Source organism: Pseudomonas sp. CH235 (genome assembly GCF_004368175.1).
Classification (GTDB): domain Bacteria; phylum Pseudomonadota; class Gammaproteobacteria; order Pseudomonadales; family Pseudomonadaceae; genus Aquipseudomonas; species Aquipseudomonas paraglycinae.
The window spans coordinates 19552-34613 of record NZ_RRZJ01000044.1 but is presented as its reverse complement, the minus strand read 5'-3'; the positions used below and the strand labels follow the sequence as shown (position 1 = coordinate 34613).

The 15062-nt window shown below is 59.6% G+C and carries 15 protein-coding genes and 1 pseudogene; 6 read left to right on the top strand and 10 right to left on the bottom strand.

Annotated features, from left to right (window positions below):
• Window positions 1-13: 13 nt before the first annotated feature.
• A pseudogene (locus EIY71_RS27270) lies at window positions 14-295 on the top strand (hypothetical protein); the annotation flags it as partial.
• 88 nt (window positions 296-383) lie between these two features.
• On the opposite strand, the gene EIY71_RS27265 reads toward EIY71_RS27270, so the two are convergent.
• Window positions 384-1691, bottom strand: coding sequence for a PD-(D/E)XK nuclease family protein (locus tag EIY71_RS27265; RefSeq protein ID WP_085746011.1), 1308 nt, complete (start codon window positions 1689-1691; stop codon window positions 384-386).
• Window positions 1692-1795: 104 nt separating this feature from the next.
• Window positions 1796-2131: a hypothetical protein gene (locus EIY71_RS27260; protein ID WP_085746010.1), complete on the bottom strand. Its 336-nt coding sequence runs from the start codon at window positions 2129-2131 to the stop codon at window positions 1796-1798.
• Between the two features lie 174 nt (window positions 2132-2305).
• On the opposite strand from EIY71_RS27260, the gene EIY71_RS27255 reads away from it, so the two are divergent.
• Entirely contained in the window at window positions 2306-3985 is a 1680-nt protein-coding gene (locus EIY71_RS27255) for a diguanylate cyclase (RefSeq protein WP_085746009.1), read from the top strand.
• A 124-nt stretch (window positions 3986-4109) separates the two neighbouring features.
• On the opposite strand, the gene EIY71_RS27250 is transcribed toward EIY71_RS27255, so the two are convergent.
• Both EIY71_RS27250 and EIY71_RS27245 read right to left on the bottom strand, forming a co-directional pair.
• The gene (locus tag EIY71_RS27250) at window positions 4110-4496 is read right to left on the bottom strand and encodes a c-type cytochrome (RefSeq protein WP_129972733.1); all 387 of its coding nucleotides are present in this window, start codon (window positions 4494-4496) and stop codon (window positions 4110-4112) included.
• Window positions 4497-4551: 55 nt separating this feature from the next.
• Window positions 4552-5883: a PLP-dependent aminotransferase family protein gene (locus EIY71_RS27245; RefSeq protein ID WP_085746007.1), complete on the bottom strand. Its 1332-nt coding sequence runs from the start codon at window positions 5881-5883 to the stop codon at window positions 4552-4554.
• A gap of 89 nt (window positions 5884-5972) precedes the next feature.
• On the opposite strand from EIY71_RS27245, the gene EIY71_RS27240 reads away from it, so the two are divergent.
• A complete protein-coding gene (locus tag EIY71_RS27240; protein WP_085746006.1) occupies window positions 5973-6866 on the top strand; it encodes a DMT family transporter in 894 nt (297 codons plus the stop codon).
• 3 nt (window positions 6867-6869) lie between these two features.
• Here the strand turns inward: EIY71_RS27240 and EIY71_RS27235 are convergent, their stop codons facing one another.
• Window positions 6870-7691, bottom strand: coding sequence for an AraC family transcriptional regulator (locus EIY71_RS27235; protein WP_085746005.1), 822 nt, complete (start codon window positions 7689-7691; stop codon window positions 6870-6872).
• A gap of 134 nt (window positions 7692-7825) precedes the next feature.
• Here EIY71_RS27235 and EIY71_RS27230 point away from each other — a divergent pair, with 134 nt between their 5' ends.
• Window positions 7826-8344 carry a carboxymuconolactone decarboxylase family protein gene (locus EIY71_RS27230; RefSeq protein WP_085746004.1) on the top strand — a complete coding sequence of 173 codons (519 nt, stop codon included), beginning with the start codon at window positions 7826-7828 and terminating at the stop codon, window positions 8342-8344.
• A 19-nt stretch (window positions 8345-8363) separates the two neighbouring features.
• Here EIY71_RS27230 and EIY71_RS27225 read toward each other — a convergent pair whose 3' ends face one another.
• Entirely contained in the window at window positions 8364-9809 is a 1446-nt protein-coding gene (locus EIY71_RS27225) for a SulP family inorganic anion transporter (RefSeq protein WP_085613247.1), read from the bottom strand.
• A 174-nt stretch (window positions 9810-9983) separates the two neighbouring features.
• Between EIY71_RS27225 and EIY71_RS27220 the strand changes: the two genes are divergently transcribed.
• Window positions 9984-10283, top strand: coding sequence for a hypothetical protein (locus EIY71_RS27220; RefSeq protein ID WP_085746267.1), 300 nt, complete (start codon window positions 9984-9986; stop codon window positions 10281-10283).
• Window positions 10284-10314: 31 nt separating this feature from the next.
• Here EIY71_RS27220 and EIY71_RS27215 read toward each other — a convergent pair whose 3' ends face one another.
• Window positions 10315-10749: a GNAT family N-acetyltransferase gene (locus tag EIY71_RS27215; protein WP_134023812.1), complete on the bottom strand. Its 435-nt coding sequence runs from the start codon at window positions 10747-10749 to the stop codon at window positions 10315-10317.
• A gap of 124 nt (window positions 10750-10873) precedes the next feature.
• On the opposite strand from EIY71_RS27215, the gene EIY71_RS27210 reads away from it, so the two are divergent.
• The gene (locus EIY71_RS27210) at window positions 10874-11515 is read left to right on the top strand and encodes a TetR/AcrR family transcriptional regulator (protein WP_134023816.1); all 642 of its coding nucleotides are present in this window, start codon (window positions 10874-10876) and stop codon (window positions 11513-11515) included.
• A 4-nt stretch (window positions 11516-11519) separates the two neighbouring features.
• On the opposite strand, the gene EIY71_RS27205 is transcribed toward EIY71_RS27210, so the two are convergent.
• The 3 genes from EIY71_RS27205 to ggt all read right to left on the bottom strand — a co-directional run bounded on the left by EIY71_RS27205 (window position 11520) and on the right by ggt (window position 14976).
• A complete protein-coding gene (locus tag EIY71_RS27205; protein WP_134023811.1) occupies window positions 11520-12539 on the bottom strand; it encodes a lysozyme inhibitor LprI family protein in 1020 nt (339 codons plus the stop codon).
• A gap of 109 nt (window positions 12540-12648) precedes the next feature.
• Window positions 12649-13182: a cysteine hydrolase family protein gene (locus EIY71_RS27200; protein ID WP_085746001.1), complete on the bottom strand. Its 534-nt coding sequence runs from the start codon at window positions 13180-13182 to the stop codon at window positions 12649-12651.
• 66 nt (window positions 13183-13248) lie between these two features.
• Window positions 13249-14976, bottom strand: coding sequence for a gamma-glutamyltransferase (gene ggt / locus EIY71_RS27195; protein ID WP_085746000.1), 1728 nt, complete (start codon window positions 14974-14976; stop codon window positions 13249-13251).
• Between the last annotated feature and the right edge of the window lie 86 nt (window positions 14977-15062).

Sequence of the window (15062 nt, the reverse complement as noted above, 5' to 3'; positions counted from 1 at the left end):
GGAGCACACGATCATGAAACGCCAAATCCTTCTCGGCATCGCTTTCTCGGTTCTTGCAGTCAACGCTTTTGCAGCCAAACCCGCCCACACCATGATCGCCGAAGGCGGTTCGGATCGGTTGATTGAAAGTCGTTTGGCCGAGGGTGGTTCGGATCGTTTAATCGAACGTCGTGTGGCTGAAGGTGGTGCTGATCGTTTGATCGAACGTCGCGTGGCTGAAGGTGGCGCTGATCGTTTGATCGAACGTCGCGTGGCTGAAGGTGGCGCTGATCGTCTGATCGAACGCCGCGTCGCATGAGTCAAGTGTTCCACCGCTGTACAAACATAAAGCCCGGCCTGATCAGCCGGGCTTTATGTTTCGCTACAACGGCTGTGCCTATGACTCACATACGATATTGATCAATACCCTTCTCTAAAATCTCTATCGACCTCACGAGGTGCTTTATCGACTCAACAGAGGATACATGCTTAGCAATCAAAACTCTCCGTGTGTCTGAAGAAGCAAACTTCTTCAAACCAGGAAAATCCTTATCAAAGATTGTTCGCAGTTCCAACTCACTACATTTTGAACTATCAAACTCGCTCCGACGCCAGACCAAACGCACATTAAATACCGGCGCAGACTTTGTAGAAGCTTTTGTCACGCGGTAGAGTTCAAGAAAAACCGCCCAGCTTCCACCGCTCATTACCGACTGAAATTTTGGCGGCATAAGACAAATCCAGTAACTACCCTCTTCGATACAATCCGGCGTCAGCGAAGGGATAGCTTTGATGATGCTTGGCAGCATACTGGCTACGCCACGAATATTGAGTAATCGTTCACAAACCGTTCTATTTTGCGCACGAAACAAGATTAGTTCACCAAGCACTCCATCTAAGGAATTTGCTACCCAACGTGTAATGGAATGTCCTTTCAACTCCCTTAATGCACCGATAACACTAGGATGAGCCAATACAATATCTGAAGACAGTTCCGAAATCTCCGTATTTACCGGGCTTTCCCACTTCGTTACACTTTGACAATAAGATGCCAACAACTGCGCCGATGCATTTCCCCGATCCACCTGAAACCTAGCCCTATTGGCAGAAGCTTCCAGCCATTGATAATCTAAGAGTGCCCACCGATTGCCTAGACTAGCCAAGTGTGCTTCAGAATATGCATCCAGATCTTTATCCAACACGACGAAAGCAAAATCATAGCCAGCAAATGTTTTATTTTTTCCTAACTCCCCCTTCACAGCCTGCACGTATTTATCAAGCTGTACCGAGGTCAAAGAAGATTTAACTTTATTTTCAATGGTTATCAATATCTTATTTAGCGGATCCAAAAGAAACAGGTCAAGCCTGCCACTATCGGCCCCACCGTTCGTCTTTATATGAAGTTCACGAGTTAAAAAAGCAGCACCAAAACTGGTTGTGCGTATCTTTCCGGGCGTCCACTTTGCAAAGAACTTCTTATTATCCCGAATGCAATCATCACTGGCGGCATGAGCAGCTTCAAGAAAATCTTTAATCACCGCATCACCCTGCGAATGCCCCTCATTCGGAGTCATGCACCACTCCAACATTCGGGAGTTCTGATTTTCATACAGCTTCAAAACTTCAAACATATCGTCGGTAATCTTGTTCAACTCAATTAACTTGAGCAACCGAGGATCACGTAAAAAAGAATATAACTCTTGCGCTTCCATACCTGCCCTATTCCCTTTTTTCTCATGACAAGAGCGTGTTCACATCGTAACGCTCACAAAAAGCCCGGCCTGATCAGCCGGGCTTTTTCACGTCCAACCGGTGCTTATTGCACGGTTTTCAGTTTGACCACGTCACCGGAGACCTTGGTGGTGTAGCCGCTCAGGACCCATGCCCAGAACCAGTTTTCCTGAATCTGAGTGTTGATCATGGCATCGCCGCCCTTGGCCTGGATGGCGGCCTCTTGCGCACGGACGAAACGGCTGTTCTGCCGGATCGGGATCACGCCGAACAGCATCAGGCCGGTGGCAGTGGCTTCGCTGTGGCCAATCACGGTGTATTGGCTGCTGTCGTATTGTCTGGTGTTCATCGGGGTGCCGGTGCAACCTGCCAGAACCGCACCGATCAGGGCGGCGGCGACGACTTTGCTGAGGTATTTCACTTCAAGACTCCATGGGAAAACGCCCGGGATCCGTCTCTCGGGCGGCGCACACTTTACCGAACGCAGTGGCTCATTGACATCGGCCTCGGCAGACTTTCATTAAACGCCTTGCTGGCAGCCCGTCCGCGATGTCGCATACCATGGCGCCACTTCAATAAAAACAGACATTTCTCCATGCTCAAAGCCAGTCTGCGCAGCCACCTGACCCTTTGGTTTGCCGGTTTGTCTCTGCTGACGCTATTGAGCGTGGGCTTTTACGTCGGTGATATCGCCACTGAACAAATGAAACGCGCCAGCGGCAATGCGCTGCTGAGTACCGCGCGGTCGGCGGCGACGCTGCTGGGCGAGCAGTTGCGCGAGCGGCAACTGGAGGTCTATCTGCTCAGCCGGGCGCCGCATCTGGAACGCGGCGATCTGGACAATCCGGCAATTCTCAAATCGATGCAGCTGCGCACCGAAGCCCGCTCCGAATATGCGTGGATGGGGGTGACCGATGCTCAGGGGCGTGTGCATCAGGCAGTCAACGGTTTGCTGGTAGGTCAGGTCGTGCTGCAGCGCCCATGGTTTCAGGCCGGTCTGCGCGGGGAATACACCGGCGATCCGCACGAAGCCGTTTTGTTGGCGAAACTGTTGCCAGGTCTGCCCAACGGCGAGCCACTGCGCTTCATCGACTTCGCCGCGCCCATCCGCAACGCCGATGGCCAGGTGATCGGTGTGCTCGGCGCCCATGCGCACTGGAGCTGGGTCACGCACATCGTCGAATCGGCAGCGATGTCGCACAAGGGCGCGGAGCCGGATATAGAAGCGCTGATCATCGATCACGACGGCAAGGTGCTGTACCCGGAAGCGCTGGTTGGCCAACAAATGCTGGCCAAGGATCCGAAGTCACCAGGCTGGGTCGTCGGCAACGGCTACCTGACCAGCGAGGTGACTGTGCCGACGCCTACAGGCACTGCGCTGTCGTGGTCGATTGCCGTGCGTCAACCACTGGACACTGCGCTGCAACCGGCGCGACTGCTGTTTTATAAATTGCTGTTGCTGGGGGTTTTCGCCGCCGTGGCATTCGGACTCGTGGCGTATTACCTGGCGCTGTACCTGAGTCGTCCCATCGAGCAACTCGCGCGTTCTGCCCAAAAAGTGCAGAACAACCAACCGGGGGCCCACTTCCCTCTCCAGCATCCCGTGCGGGAAATTGCCCAGCTCGGCCAGTCGATCGATGCCATGACTCAGTCGCTGCTCGCCAAGGAACGTGAGCTGCAGGAGACCAACGCATCGCTCGAAGCCACCGTCGCCCAACGCACGGCGGCCCTGACCCTGGCCAACGCCGAGCTGCTGAACCTCGCTACTCACGATGGCTTGACCGGTGTCTACAACCGCCGCCGCTTCGACGAAAAACTCACAGAATACAGCCTGTTGTTTCGTCGTACCGGGCGGCCGTTTGCATTGCTTCTGATTGATGCCGATCACTTCAAGCACATCAACGACACTCACGGCCATGCAGCCGGCGACGACGTACTGCAGCAATTGGCGCAGCTGATCCAGATCAGCATCCGGAGCACGGATTTTGTCGCCCGTTACGGAGGCGAAGAATTTGCGGTGCTGCTGCCGGAAATCGCCAAGCCCGATACGCCCGATATCGTCGCCGAAAAGATTCGATCAGCGATTGCCGCAGCGACCTTTCCAGCGGTCGGCGCGGTGACGGTCAGCATCGGTGTCGGCCTGGCCGACCCGGCCGACAACGCTCCGACAGCACTGCTCAAACGTGCTGATCAACAGTTGTATCAGGCGAAAGCCGAGGGTCGTAATCGCGTAGCCTGCCAGACGTCACTCACCGAAGTTAACGGACTCGGCTGACCCGCGATTGAATCAGGTGTTGGTCTTCAACCGGGTCCAGAACCGAGTAATCAACCGGGCAATCGCTGCTGGCAGTTCTTCACAGTGAACGGGAACTGCATTGCGCAGCTCCCGCACAGACGCTTCATTGCTGAGAAAACGTCTGAAGATACGCCAACAAATTATCGATCTTCTCTTCATCACTCAGCCCCCAAAAGATCATCCGCGTCCCCGGCACCACGCCCTTCGGATCCTTCAGATAGTTCGTCAGCGTTTCACGATCCCAGGTCAGGCCGGAGTTTTTCATCGCGTCGGAATACACGTAATTCGCCGACGTCCCCGCCGGGCGGCCGATGATGCCGTTGAGTTCCGGGCCGAAACCCGGGCGGGCGGATTCGCCGACCTGGTGGCAGCCGCCGCACAGGCGCGGGAAGATTTTGGCGCCGGCCTCGGCGTCACCGGCAGCCAGTGCTGGCGTGCTGAGCAGGCCTGCGTTGAGGATCAGGGCGAGCGTTAATGCAGCGTTTTTCATCGGGGAATTCCAGATCTTCGGCGGCGCCAAGGGTAATCGTGCGCGGCAAGTTGCGCTACAGGTAGGCGCCCACGACCTGACGAACTTTGAGCAAGGCTTGACGCAGGACAAGCATGTCCACCGATCCCAGCGCCAGGCGAATCGCGTGCGGCACATGGGTGGACACGGTGAAGGGTTCTGCGGTGGTGACGGAAACCTGCTCGTGCATCAACTCGACCACGATGTGGTCGGCCCGCACATCTTCCGGCAGCGGCAACCAAAGGAAATACGAAGAGGGATGGCTGACGGTCGGGAGACCTTCGAGGATCTGAGCAGCCAGTGCTTGCCGGGCTTGGGCGTCGCTGCGCTTTTGTGCTTCGAGGAAGGTGACGGTGCCGTCGTCGAGCCAGCCGCAGGCGATGGCGGTCATCACGCCGGGGGTGTTCCAGGTGGTGGCGCGGATGATCCGCTCCAGCGCCGCCACCTGCTCGACCGGCGCGGCAATGAAGCCGACACGCAGGCCGGTGGCGATGTTTTTCGACAGGCCCGACACGTAGACCGTGCGTTCCGGCGCGAGATCGGCCAACGGGGGCGGCGGGTTATCGACCAGAAAGGCGTAGGCCGCGTCTTCGATGATCGTCAGATCATGCCGGCGGGCAATCGCGATCAAATCCTCGCGCTGTGCCAGAGGCATTACCCAGCCCAATGGATTGTGCAGGGTCGGCATGCTGTACACGGCACGCACCGGTCGTTGGCGGCAGAGTTTGTCGAGGGCCGCCAGATCGGGGCCCTGCTCATTGACGGGAATCGCCACCACTTCCAGGTGCAGCGCTTCGGCCAGTACTTTGAATCCGGAGTAGGTCAAGGCGTCGGCGGCGATCACATCACCGGGTTTGAGCAGCGCCATCAGCGTTACCGCCAGCCCTTGCTGGGCGCCGTTGACGATCAACACCTGCTCGGCGTCGACACTCAAACCCCGTGTTTGCAGGTGCCGCGCCACCGAGGCCCGTTCATGCTGGCGACCGGCGTGGGGCTGATAGCGCAGCAGCGCCTCGAGGTCGCCGGACAGCGCCAGTTGCCGCAACGCGGTGCGCAGCAGCTCGGCCTGCCCCGGCAATGACGGGTAGTTGAAGTTCAGATCGATCATGCCGACCGCGACGTCCTTCTGGTCAATCCCCTGCCCCGGCAACAACGACGTTTCCCGCACAAACGTGCCGCGCCCGGCTTCGCCGCTGACCAGGCCCATGGCCTCAAGCTCGGCGTATACGCGCGAGGCGGTGACCAGCGCCAGCCCTTCGTTCGCTGCCAGTTGCCGGTGAGTCGGTAAGCGAGTGCCGGGCAAAAGGCGACCGGAGCGAATGTCGGCGGCATAGGTGTCGACGAGGGTCTTGTAACGGGAGCGCGGCATGTCGGGCTGTATCCATGACAATTCTTTGATTGTGCTGATTCTCGTCCCTAGGATTGTTTCAACGCAACCCACCACTGAGCGCAATGCGTATGGAACGAACCACCCAACTCGGCACCCCGGCCCTGGAAAAAACCAGCGGCTGGATCAATGGCTTTATCGGCGTCGTGATCTTCAGCGGCTCGCTGCCTGCCACGCGGCTGGCGGTGCTGGAATTCGACCCGGTGTTTCTCACCGTCATCCGCGCGACCATCGCCGGCGCCCTGGCGTTGTGCCTGTTGTGGCTGTTTCGCGAACGGCGTCCGGCGCGGGATCAGTGGTTGTCGTTGCTGATCGTCGCGCTGGGCGTGGTTGTGGGTTTCCCGTTGTTAACGGCCCTGGCGCTGCAATACGTGACGTCGGCGCATTCCATTGTGTTTGTAGGACTGCTGCCGCTGGCGACGGCGATTTTCGGCGTGCTGCGCGGCGGTGAGCGGCCGCGTCCGGTGTTCTGGATTTTTTCGGTGCTGGGCAGTTCGCTGGTGGTCGGTTTTGCTATCTCACAAGGCCTGACCGCCTCGCCCACCGGTGATCTGCTGATGCTGGCAGCGATCCTCGCCTGCGGCCTCGGTTACGCCGAAGGCGCAAAACTGTCGCGCACCCTCGGCGGCTGGCAGGTGATCTGTTGGGCGCTGGTACTGTCGTTGCCGGTGATGGCCGTGCTGAGCGTATGGCTGGCGCCCGCCTCGTTCAGCGGTATCAGCGTGTCGGCGTGGGTTTGCCTCGCGTACGTTTCGCTGTTCAGCATGCTGATCGGTTTTGTGTTCTGGTATCGCGGGCTGGCTCAGGGCGGGATTGCGGCGGTCGGGCAGCTGCAATTGCTGCAGCCGTTTTTCGGCCTGGCACTGGCCGCGACCTTGCTGCATGAACATGTCAGCGTGAGCATGCTGGTGGTGACGCTGGGGGTGATCCTGTGCGTGGCCGGGGCGAAGAAATTCGCCAAATAGTTTTCAGCTCGCGCCGGATTTCCATTCTCGCGGGCTGAGTCCGGTCTTGCGCCGAAACGCCCGGGCCAGCGCCGACGGACTTTCATAACCGACCTCTTCGGCGATCAACGCAATCGGCCGTCCCTCACGCAGGCGTTTCTGCGCGAGGCTGATCCGCCAGCTCACCAGATAATCCACCGGCGTCTGCCCCACCACCCGCCGGAAGTGTTCGGCGAAACCGGCGCGGGACAGATTGGCGGCACTCGCCAGCTCGGCGACGCTCCAGGCCTTGGCCGGCTGGTCGTGCATCAGGTTCAAGGCTCGGGAAATCTTCGGATCGGCCAGCCCGGCCATCATGCCCGGCTGCTGGTTGCGACTGCTGATTAAATGGCGCAACAACAGAATCACCAGCAATTCGAACAATCGGTCCATCACCGCTTCGCGCCCGCAGTGTCCGTCGAAAGCTTCTTTGAACAGCCACTCCAGGGTGTTGGCCATTTCCGGGAGGTCGGCGAGTTTCAGCACCAGATAATCCGGCAGCGCTTCCGCCAAAGCATTGCCCGCACCGCCGTCGAAGGTCAGCGAAGCGCACACCAGTTGCGTGCCCATGCCTTCATCGGCGAACAAGCGATGGGCCATGGGACGGGGGAAAAAGATCAGGGTCGGTTCGTTGAGCGAAATTTCAGGATCACTCCCGGGTTTGAGCAACAGCTCCCCCGCCTGCAACAGGTGCACATGCCCGCACACCTGATCGCCGCCGTAGGCGCTCACCCCGCAGAACGTGCCGCTGTGAAAGGTGCCGGCATTGACGCCGAAGTGGCTGAGCAGCGTGGAAAGGCGATCCATGACTGATTCTCGCAAGGACAGGTTTGGACGATCTGTCGCATATCCTCGACGATTTGCACCCAAAGTACCAGCCGCGCTCCGTAGCATTCACTCCATCCCCGGCGCACTTCGCACCGGAATTTCGGAGAATCACCATGAGCCGCATCGCCCCTCTCAGCCTCGAAACCGCCACCGACGCCACTCGCCCGACACTCGAAGGCGTGCAGAAAAAAATCGGCTTCCTGCCCAACCTGTTCAAGACCCTCGCCGTCGCACCTGTCGCGCTGGATGCCTACGTGCAAATCTCCGCCACTCTGGGCAAGACCTCACTGAGCGCCAAGGAAAAAGAGGCGGTGTATCTGGCCACCTCGCAAGTCAACGGTTGCGACTATTGCCTGGCGGCGCACACCCTGTTCGCCAGCAAGGCCGGGCTGGCAGCAGAAGAAATCATCGAAGCGCGTCACGGTCGGTTGAATGCTTTTGCCACCCTCGCCCATCAACTGACCGAAACCCGTGGTCATCTGAACGATGAGCAGATTGCCGCCGCCCGCGCTGCCGGCATCGACGACAAGAAGATCATCGAAGTGATCGCCGTCGTCGCCGCGCAAACCCTCACCAACTACCTGAACAACGTGGCGCTGACCGATATCGACTTCCCCGCCATCGATGCCTGACCAGTGACCGGGGTCGATCTCAGTCGTGATCGACCCCGGCGCGTTTCAGCAACTTCTTGCAGCGCTCGGACAGGTGAAACACCTGCAACTGCTTGCCCGCCTTGGCATAGCGTTCGCGCAGGGTTTTCAGCGCGGCGATGGCCGAGTAATCGACAAAGCTCAGGTGCCGGCAATCCAGCGTCACCCGTTGCGGGTCACTGGCCGGGTCGAACTGATTGAGGAACGGCGTGGTCGAGGCAAAGAACAGCGTACCGTGCAGGCGATACAGTTTGCTGCCGTCCGCTTCCAGATGTTCATCGGCGTACAGCTCGCGCGCTTGCTGCCAGGCAAAATTCAGCGCCGCGATAATGATCCCGCACAGCACTGCCGTGGCCAGATCGGTGAACACCGTGATGGTGGTTACCGCGATGATCACCAGCACATCGTTGAGCGGCACTTTGTTCAGCACCCGCAACGAGGCCCAGGCAAACGTCTGCTGCGACACCACGAACATCACGCCCACCAGCGCCGCCAGCGGAATCCGCTCGATCAGCGGCGACAGAAACAGAATGAACAGCAGAATCAAAACCCCGGCCACCACCCCGGACAAACGCCCGCGCCCGCCGGAACTGAGGTTGATCACGGTCTGACCGATCATCGCGCAACCGCCCATGCCGCCGAAGGCACCGGAGACTACGTTTGCCGCACCCAACGCCACGCATTCGCGATCCGGATAGCCACGGGTTTCGGTGATTTCGTCGGTGAGGTTGAGGGTCAGCAGGGTTTCCAGCAGGCCGACCAGCGCCATCAGAATCGCGTAGGGCGCGATGATGCGCAGGGTGTCCAGCGTCCACGGGATGTCCGGCAGCGCGAAGGTCGGCAAGCCGCCGGCGATGTGCGCCATGTCGCCGAGGGTGCGGGTCGGCAGGCCGAGCAGGTAAACCAGCAAACCGACGCCGAGGATCGCCACCAGTGCCGGCGGCACGGCGCGGGTCAGGCGCGGCAGGATGTAGACGATGGCCATGGTCAGCAGCACCAGCCCGGTCATCAGGTACAACGGCGTGCCGCTGAGCCACTGTTCACCGCTCTTGAAATGCTCCAGTTGCGCCAGCGCGATGATGATCGCCAGACCGTTGACGAACCCGAGCATCACCGGGTGCGGCACCATGCGCACCAGTTTGCCCAGCCGCAGCAGCCCGAACGCCATCATGATCAAGCCACCGAGCAACACCGTCGCTAACAGATATTGCACACCGTGTTGCACCACCAACGCGACGATCACCACCGCCATCGAACCGGCCGCTCCGGACACCATGCCCGGCCGGCCACCGAACAGCGCGGTCAGCGTGCAAATGATGAAGGCGCCGTACAGGCCCATCAGCGGATTGAGGTGGGCCACCAGCGCAAACGCAATGCATTCGGGCAACAGGGCAAACGAGGTGGTGAGTCCGGCCAGGACATCAGCGCGCAGACGAATCGGTTTCATGGCTTACCTGACAGAGCGGCCGACAGGCGCGGCCGCATGCATTGGCGCAAAAGAGCGCCGCGGAAAAAGAGGGTTGAGGATGTTACGCAAATGCACCGGCGTGGGCTAGCAATCGCTGACAGGAACGGGTTGGCGCTCTATGCTTGCGCGCTTCATCGATCAACGGGTTTGAACATGTCACCGCTATCCACTCGCGAAGTCTGCCAGCGCTTGCGCGATGCGGCGTTGGAGGTTTGCGCGCTACAGCGTATTGCGCAGGAATCCGGGCCCGGCCAGATCTCGGTCGAGATCGACGGCTGGCAGCTGTTGCTCGACTTTGACGGTCAGCGCCTGCACCACTGCCTGCAATGCCGCTGCCCGGAAGATCGGGTGTGGCGACTCGACACGACTCAGCGTTTCGGCACCGACCCGGTCAGCCTGCTCAGCACCTGGGAGCTGGCGCAGATCGAGCGGTTGCTGGCTCAGGTCGGCTGAGACCGGATCACCCCTGCCGCAAGTCCAGCAGCTAGGTGTAATAGCCAGTGTCACGTATCCAACCGAGTGATTCGTACAAACCCTGGGCTGTGAAATTGTCGGTGGCGGTTTCCAGCACCAGGCCCTTGGCGCCGGTTTCGATGGCAAAGTCGCGGGCGGTGTTCATCAATAATCGCCCCACTCCACGGCCCCGGGCGGCTGGCGTAGTGAACAGATCGCTGAGCAGCCAGGTGCGATGGGCGTCTATCGAAGAAAACGTCGGGTATAGCTGGACGAATCCAAGCGCCTCACCGCTTTCATCCTCAACCAGAAAAATCGCCGATTCATTGCCGGCCATGCGTTCGGCGATGAAGGCCCGCGATTGCTTGAGATTTGACGGCTGGCCATAAAAACCGCGATAGCCGTCGAACAGCTTCGCCACCGCGTCGAGGTGAATCGTCGTGGCGCGCAGTGCCTGAAGGGTCATTGTCACTTTCCTGAGGTTACTGAAATTGAAACCAGCATAGCGCTGAGGAGCGAGTTCGCTGGCTTAATCGCTATATAGTTTTGTATATTGCGAACCCGAAATGGCCAGACCCTCCATGCCGTCCATGAGCAGCATCCGCGAACGCAACCAGCAACTGATCCTGGCCGCCGCCAGTGAAGAATTCGCCGCCAACGGCTTCGACGCGACCCAGACCCGCGACATCGCCGCCCGCGCCGGTGTGCCCAAGGCCAATCTTTATTACTACTTCCAGAGCAAGGAAAACCTCTACGGCAAAGTGCTGCTCGGCTTTGTCGAACCGTTGCTGGAAGCCTCGGCGGTGCTGCGCGAAAGCGACGACCCACTGATTGGCCTGCGCGCCTACGTTGCCGCCCGCATCCGCATCGCCCGCGAGCATCCGGCAATCGCCAAGGTTTTCAGTGGTGAGTTGCTGCTCGGCGGCCGCCAGTTGCCCGACGAATGCCGCGACCTGCTGCACGGCGAAGCCCGGCGCAATGTCGAGTGCCTGCGCAGCTGGATCGACCGCGGGCTGCTGGCGCCGGTGGATCCCGAGCATCTGATGCTGTTCATCTGGTCGGCGACGCGCACCTACACCAACATTGGCTGGCAGATGGGGCGCATCACCGGACGGGAGGTGCCGCAGGATGAGGATTATGCGGTGGCGGCGGAGACGATTACACGGTTGGTATTGGAGGGGGTGGCGGCGCCGCGGGCGGAGGAAATCCGCGGCGTGCTGTTTACGACTTGAAGCGTCAGGGCATGAAATCCAGCGGCAGTGCGCGGTCGCCTTCCATCCGCTCGTACCATGCCTGGAACTGAGCAGGCAGGCGCTTTTTCCATTCCGGTACATTGGCGTAGTAACGGGCTCGCGTGCGGCCCTCTTTATCAGATACCAACATCAGCACCCAGAAACGGTGACTGGCCGCACGCATCAGAATGGCCGCGTTCATATTGCCCAGTCCGCGCACCCACATCTCGATGACCTCTGCATCAGGCACGTCAACCGCCGGGTCGCCGACGGTCATGGTACTCGTACGGTCCACCAGCGTCTGATAATCACCGTTGAGCAGTTTATGCATCGCCTGATCCTCTTGCTGCGTACGAGCAAGTCCAAGGCTCAACAGGTTGTAATTCATCGAAAGTGGTTTGTCAGCCGCCACATAACGACCTGAGTAAAAGACACCCATACCGGCACTGCAATCAACGTCATCGCCATTCTGTGTGACGTCCAGTACACCATTGATCGCTCGAAAAACAAGCGTGCAACTACCCTCTTCGAAACGGGCTTGATCACCGTTCAACACAGCAACACCTTCCAGTTCACCAGAGTTGGCGCCCTCCTGTGCTGAAATTCCAAAGCGGACGTGTGTGGCGTCCTGACGCTTGATGATCACTTCGGATGCCGAGTTCACCCCGTGAGGAATCAACTGCCAGGTGGCATCCCATGAGAACGTTCTGGGTGCATATTTCAGCTCAGTCAGGCGCATCAGATATTCACGAGCCAAGCACGCCGGGTCAGCGCCACAAAGGCTGCGGTTCTTCAACCATGCTCTTTGATCAGCCTTGAGCGCTTGCGGGTCAGCCACCTGCGCCAACGTTGTCCGCCAGAGCGCCCCGAGTTTCTCATCGAGACTCGAGGTATACGGATCCGCACAAACGGCTTTTTCAACCGGGCTGGAAGCGCCAGCACAGTCAAAACTGGCAGCGTGGGAGGCGGTAGCAAATACGAAAGACGTCAGCAGCAAAGCGTGACGGAGATTGAAAACGAGCATCGACAGATTCCATTCCTGAGGCGGCGGCAGTATGCCGGGCCCGGGCTATCGATGCTCTGGATTTTTCACTGCTTGCTCGCGGGCAACCGGGCTCTTGTGCAAGCAAGCATCAGAATGTGATCCCGGCCGCCGGCTTCACATCGATCCGCGCCACGGAACCGGTCAGGTGCGCCCAGTCCTTGTTGTGTTCGGCGATGATGTCTTCGGCGCTCATGTTGCCGTTGTCGACCGTCGTATGGGCGTCGGCCGCCAGCTCCACGTCGTAGCCCAGTTGATGGGCCTGGCGCACGGTGGCGTTGACGCAGTAATCGGTTTGCATGCCACAGATCACCAGGCGGTCGAAGTCTTCCCGGGGGATCAGTTTCTGCAGATTGGTCTGGTAGAACGAGTCGTTGGCGGTCTTGTCGACGCGCAGATCGCCGGGCGCGGTGACCAGGCCGTCAGCCAGTTGCCAGCCTTCGGCACCGTGAGCGAACGGGCTATCCTTTTCGTTGTGCTGGATCAGCACCACCGGAATGCCCGACTTGCGAGCGCGGGCGCTGAGGCCGTTGATGGTGTCGATTACCCGTTTTGCGTCGTGGCACTCGTATTCGCCTGTGCACAGGGCGCGCTGGACATCGATGATCAGCAATGCGGTGGTCATGGTGAGCCTTCCTTGATCGGTCCTTGAGACAGGGGCGGACGTGTGCCCGCCCCCTTTTTACTCTGCTCAGTAACCCAATGACAACCCGGTGTTGCGCCGTGGATCGTTGGCGCCGTAGAAGCGGTTCTTGCCGACCGGTTTGCCACCCAACGACGGTGCACCGACCAGAATCGCGGCGATGTGGTTGGCGTCCTGCGGGCCCGCAAACTTGTGGCCCCAGCTCTCGAGAATCTTCTTCGTGTCGGGGCTGGCGGCGAAGTCTTCGAGGTTGGTTTCCTCCGGCATCCACTGCTGGTGGAAGCGCGGCGCATCGACCGCTTCCTGCAGGCCCATGCCGTAGTCGATGACGTTGAGCATGGTCAGCAGGGTCGCGGTGATGATGCGACTGCCACCCGGCGTACCGACCACCATCACCACCTTGCCGTCCTTGGTGACGATGGTCGGGCTCATCGAAGACAGCGGTGCCTTGCCGGGAGCGATGGCGTTGGCTTCGCCCTGCACCAGGCCGTACATGTTCGGCACGCCGACCTTGGAGGTGAAGTCGTCCATTTCATCGTTGAGGATCACCCCGGTCTTGCTCGCCATCACGCCCGCGCCGAACCAGTCGTTGAGGGTGTAGGTGACCGATACAGCGTTGCCCCACTTGTCGACGATCGAATAGTGCGTGGTGTTGCTACCTTCATGGGGCGCGACGCCGGGTTTGAGTTCCGCCGACACACCGGCCTTCTGCGGCTGGATCGCGTTACGCAGCTTGGTCGCGTAGTTCTTGTCCAGCAGGTGTTCGATCGGATTCTTCACGAAATCCGGGTCGCCCAGATAGCTGTTGCGATCCACGTACGCATGGCGCATTGCCTCGATCTGGTAGTGCATGCCCTGAGCCGAATGGAAGCCCAGATCCTTCATCGGATAGCCTTCGAGGATGTTCATGATCTGGCAGATCACGACGCCGCCGGAGCTTGGCGGCGGTGCGGACACAACGTGATAGCCGCGATAGTCGCACTCCACCGGGGCCAGTTCACGGGTCTTGTACTTGTCGAGATCGGCCTGGGTGATGATGCCCTTGTTGGCCTGACTGGACGTGACGATGGCGTCGGCCACCCAGCCTTTATAGAAACCGTCGGCGCCTTTTTCGGAAATGGTGCGCAGGGTTTTGCCCAGGTCCTTCTGCACCAGCTTCTGCCCGACTTGCATCGGCTCACCGTTGCTCAGGAAGATCGCACCGGAATCCTTGATGTCCTTCTTGAACACGTCAGTGGCGTATTCCAGCAGCTCGACGTCGCCCTGCTCCAGTTCGAACCCGTCTTCGGCCAGTTTGATGGCCGGGGCGATCATTTCCTTGCGCGGTTTGGTGCCGTACTTGCTCAGCGCCAGCTCCATGCCGGACACAGTGCCCGGAACGCCGACCGCGAGGTGGCCACGGGTACTCAGGTCCGGAATGACGTTGCCGTCCTTGTCGAGGTACATGTTGGCCGTCGCGGCCAGCGGGGCTTTTTCGCGGAAGTCGAGGAAGGTCTTGCGCCCGTCCGCCAGTTGAATGGTCATGAAACCACCACCACCGAGGTTGCCCGCCGCCGGGTAAACCACCGCCAGTGCATAGCCCACGGCGACCGCCGCATCCACCGCGTTGCCGCCACTTTTCAACACGTCGACACCCACGTGAGTGGCCAGGTGCTGGGCGGTGACCACCATGCCGTTTTCGGCAGCAACCGGGGCAACCGAGGCGGCGTGGGCCATGAGGCAGCTGAGCGCCAATGAGGTCGCAATCAGCGATTTGGCAAAAGGTTCGTACTTCATGAGTCGGTCTCTTCTTTTTATAAGGTAGGAAAGCGCTTCAAGAGCATCAGCCAGTATGGTCGCGATTACGGTTTGCGCCTCCCCGA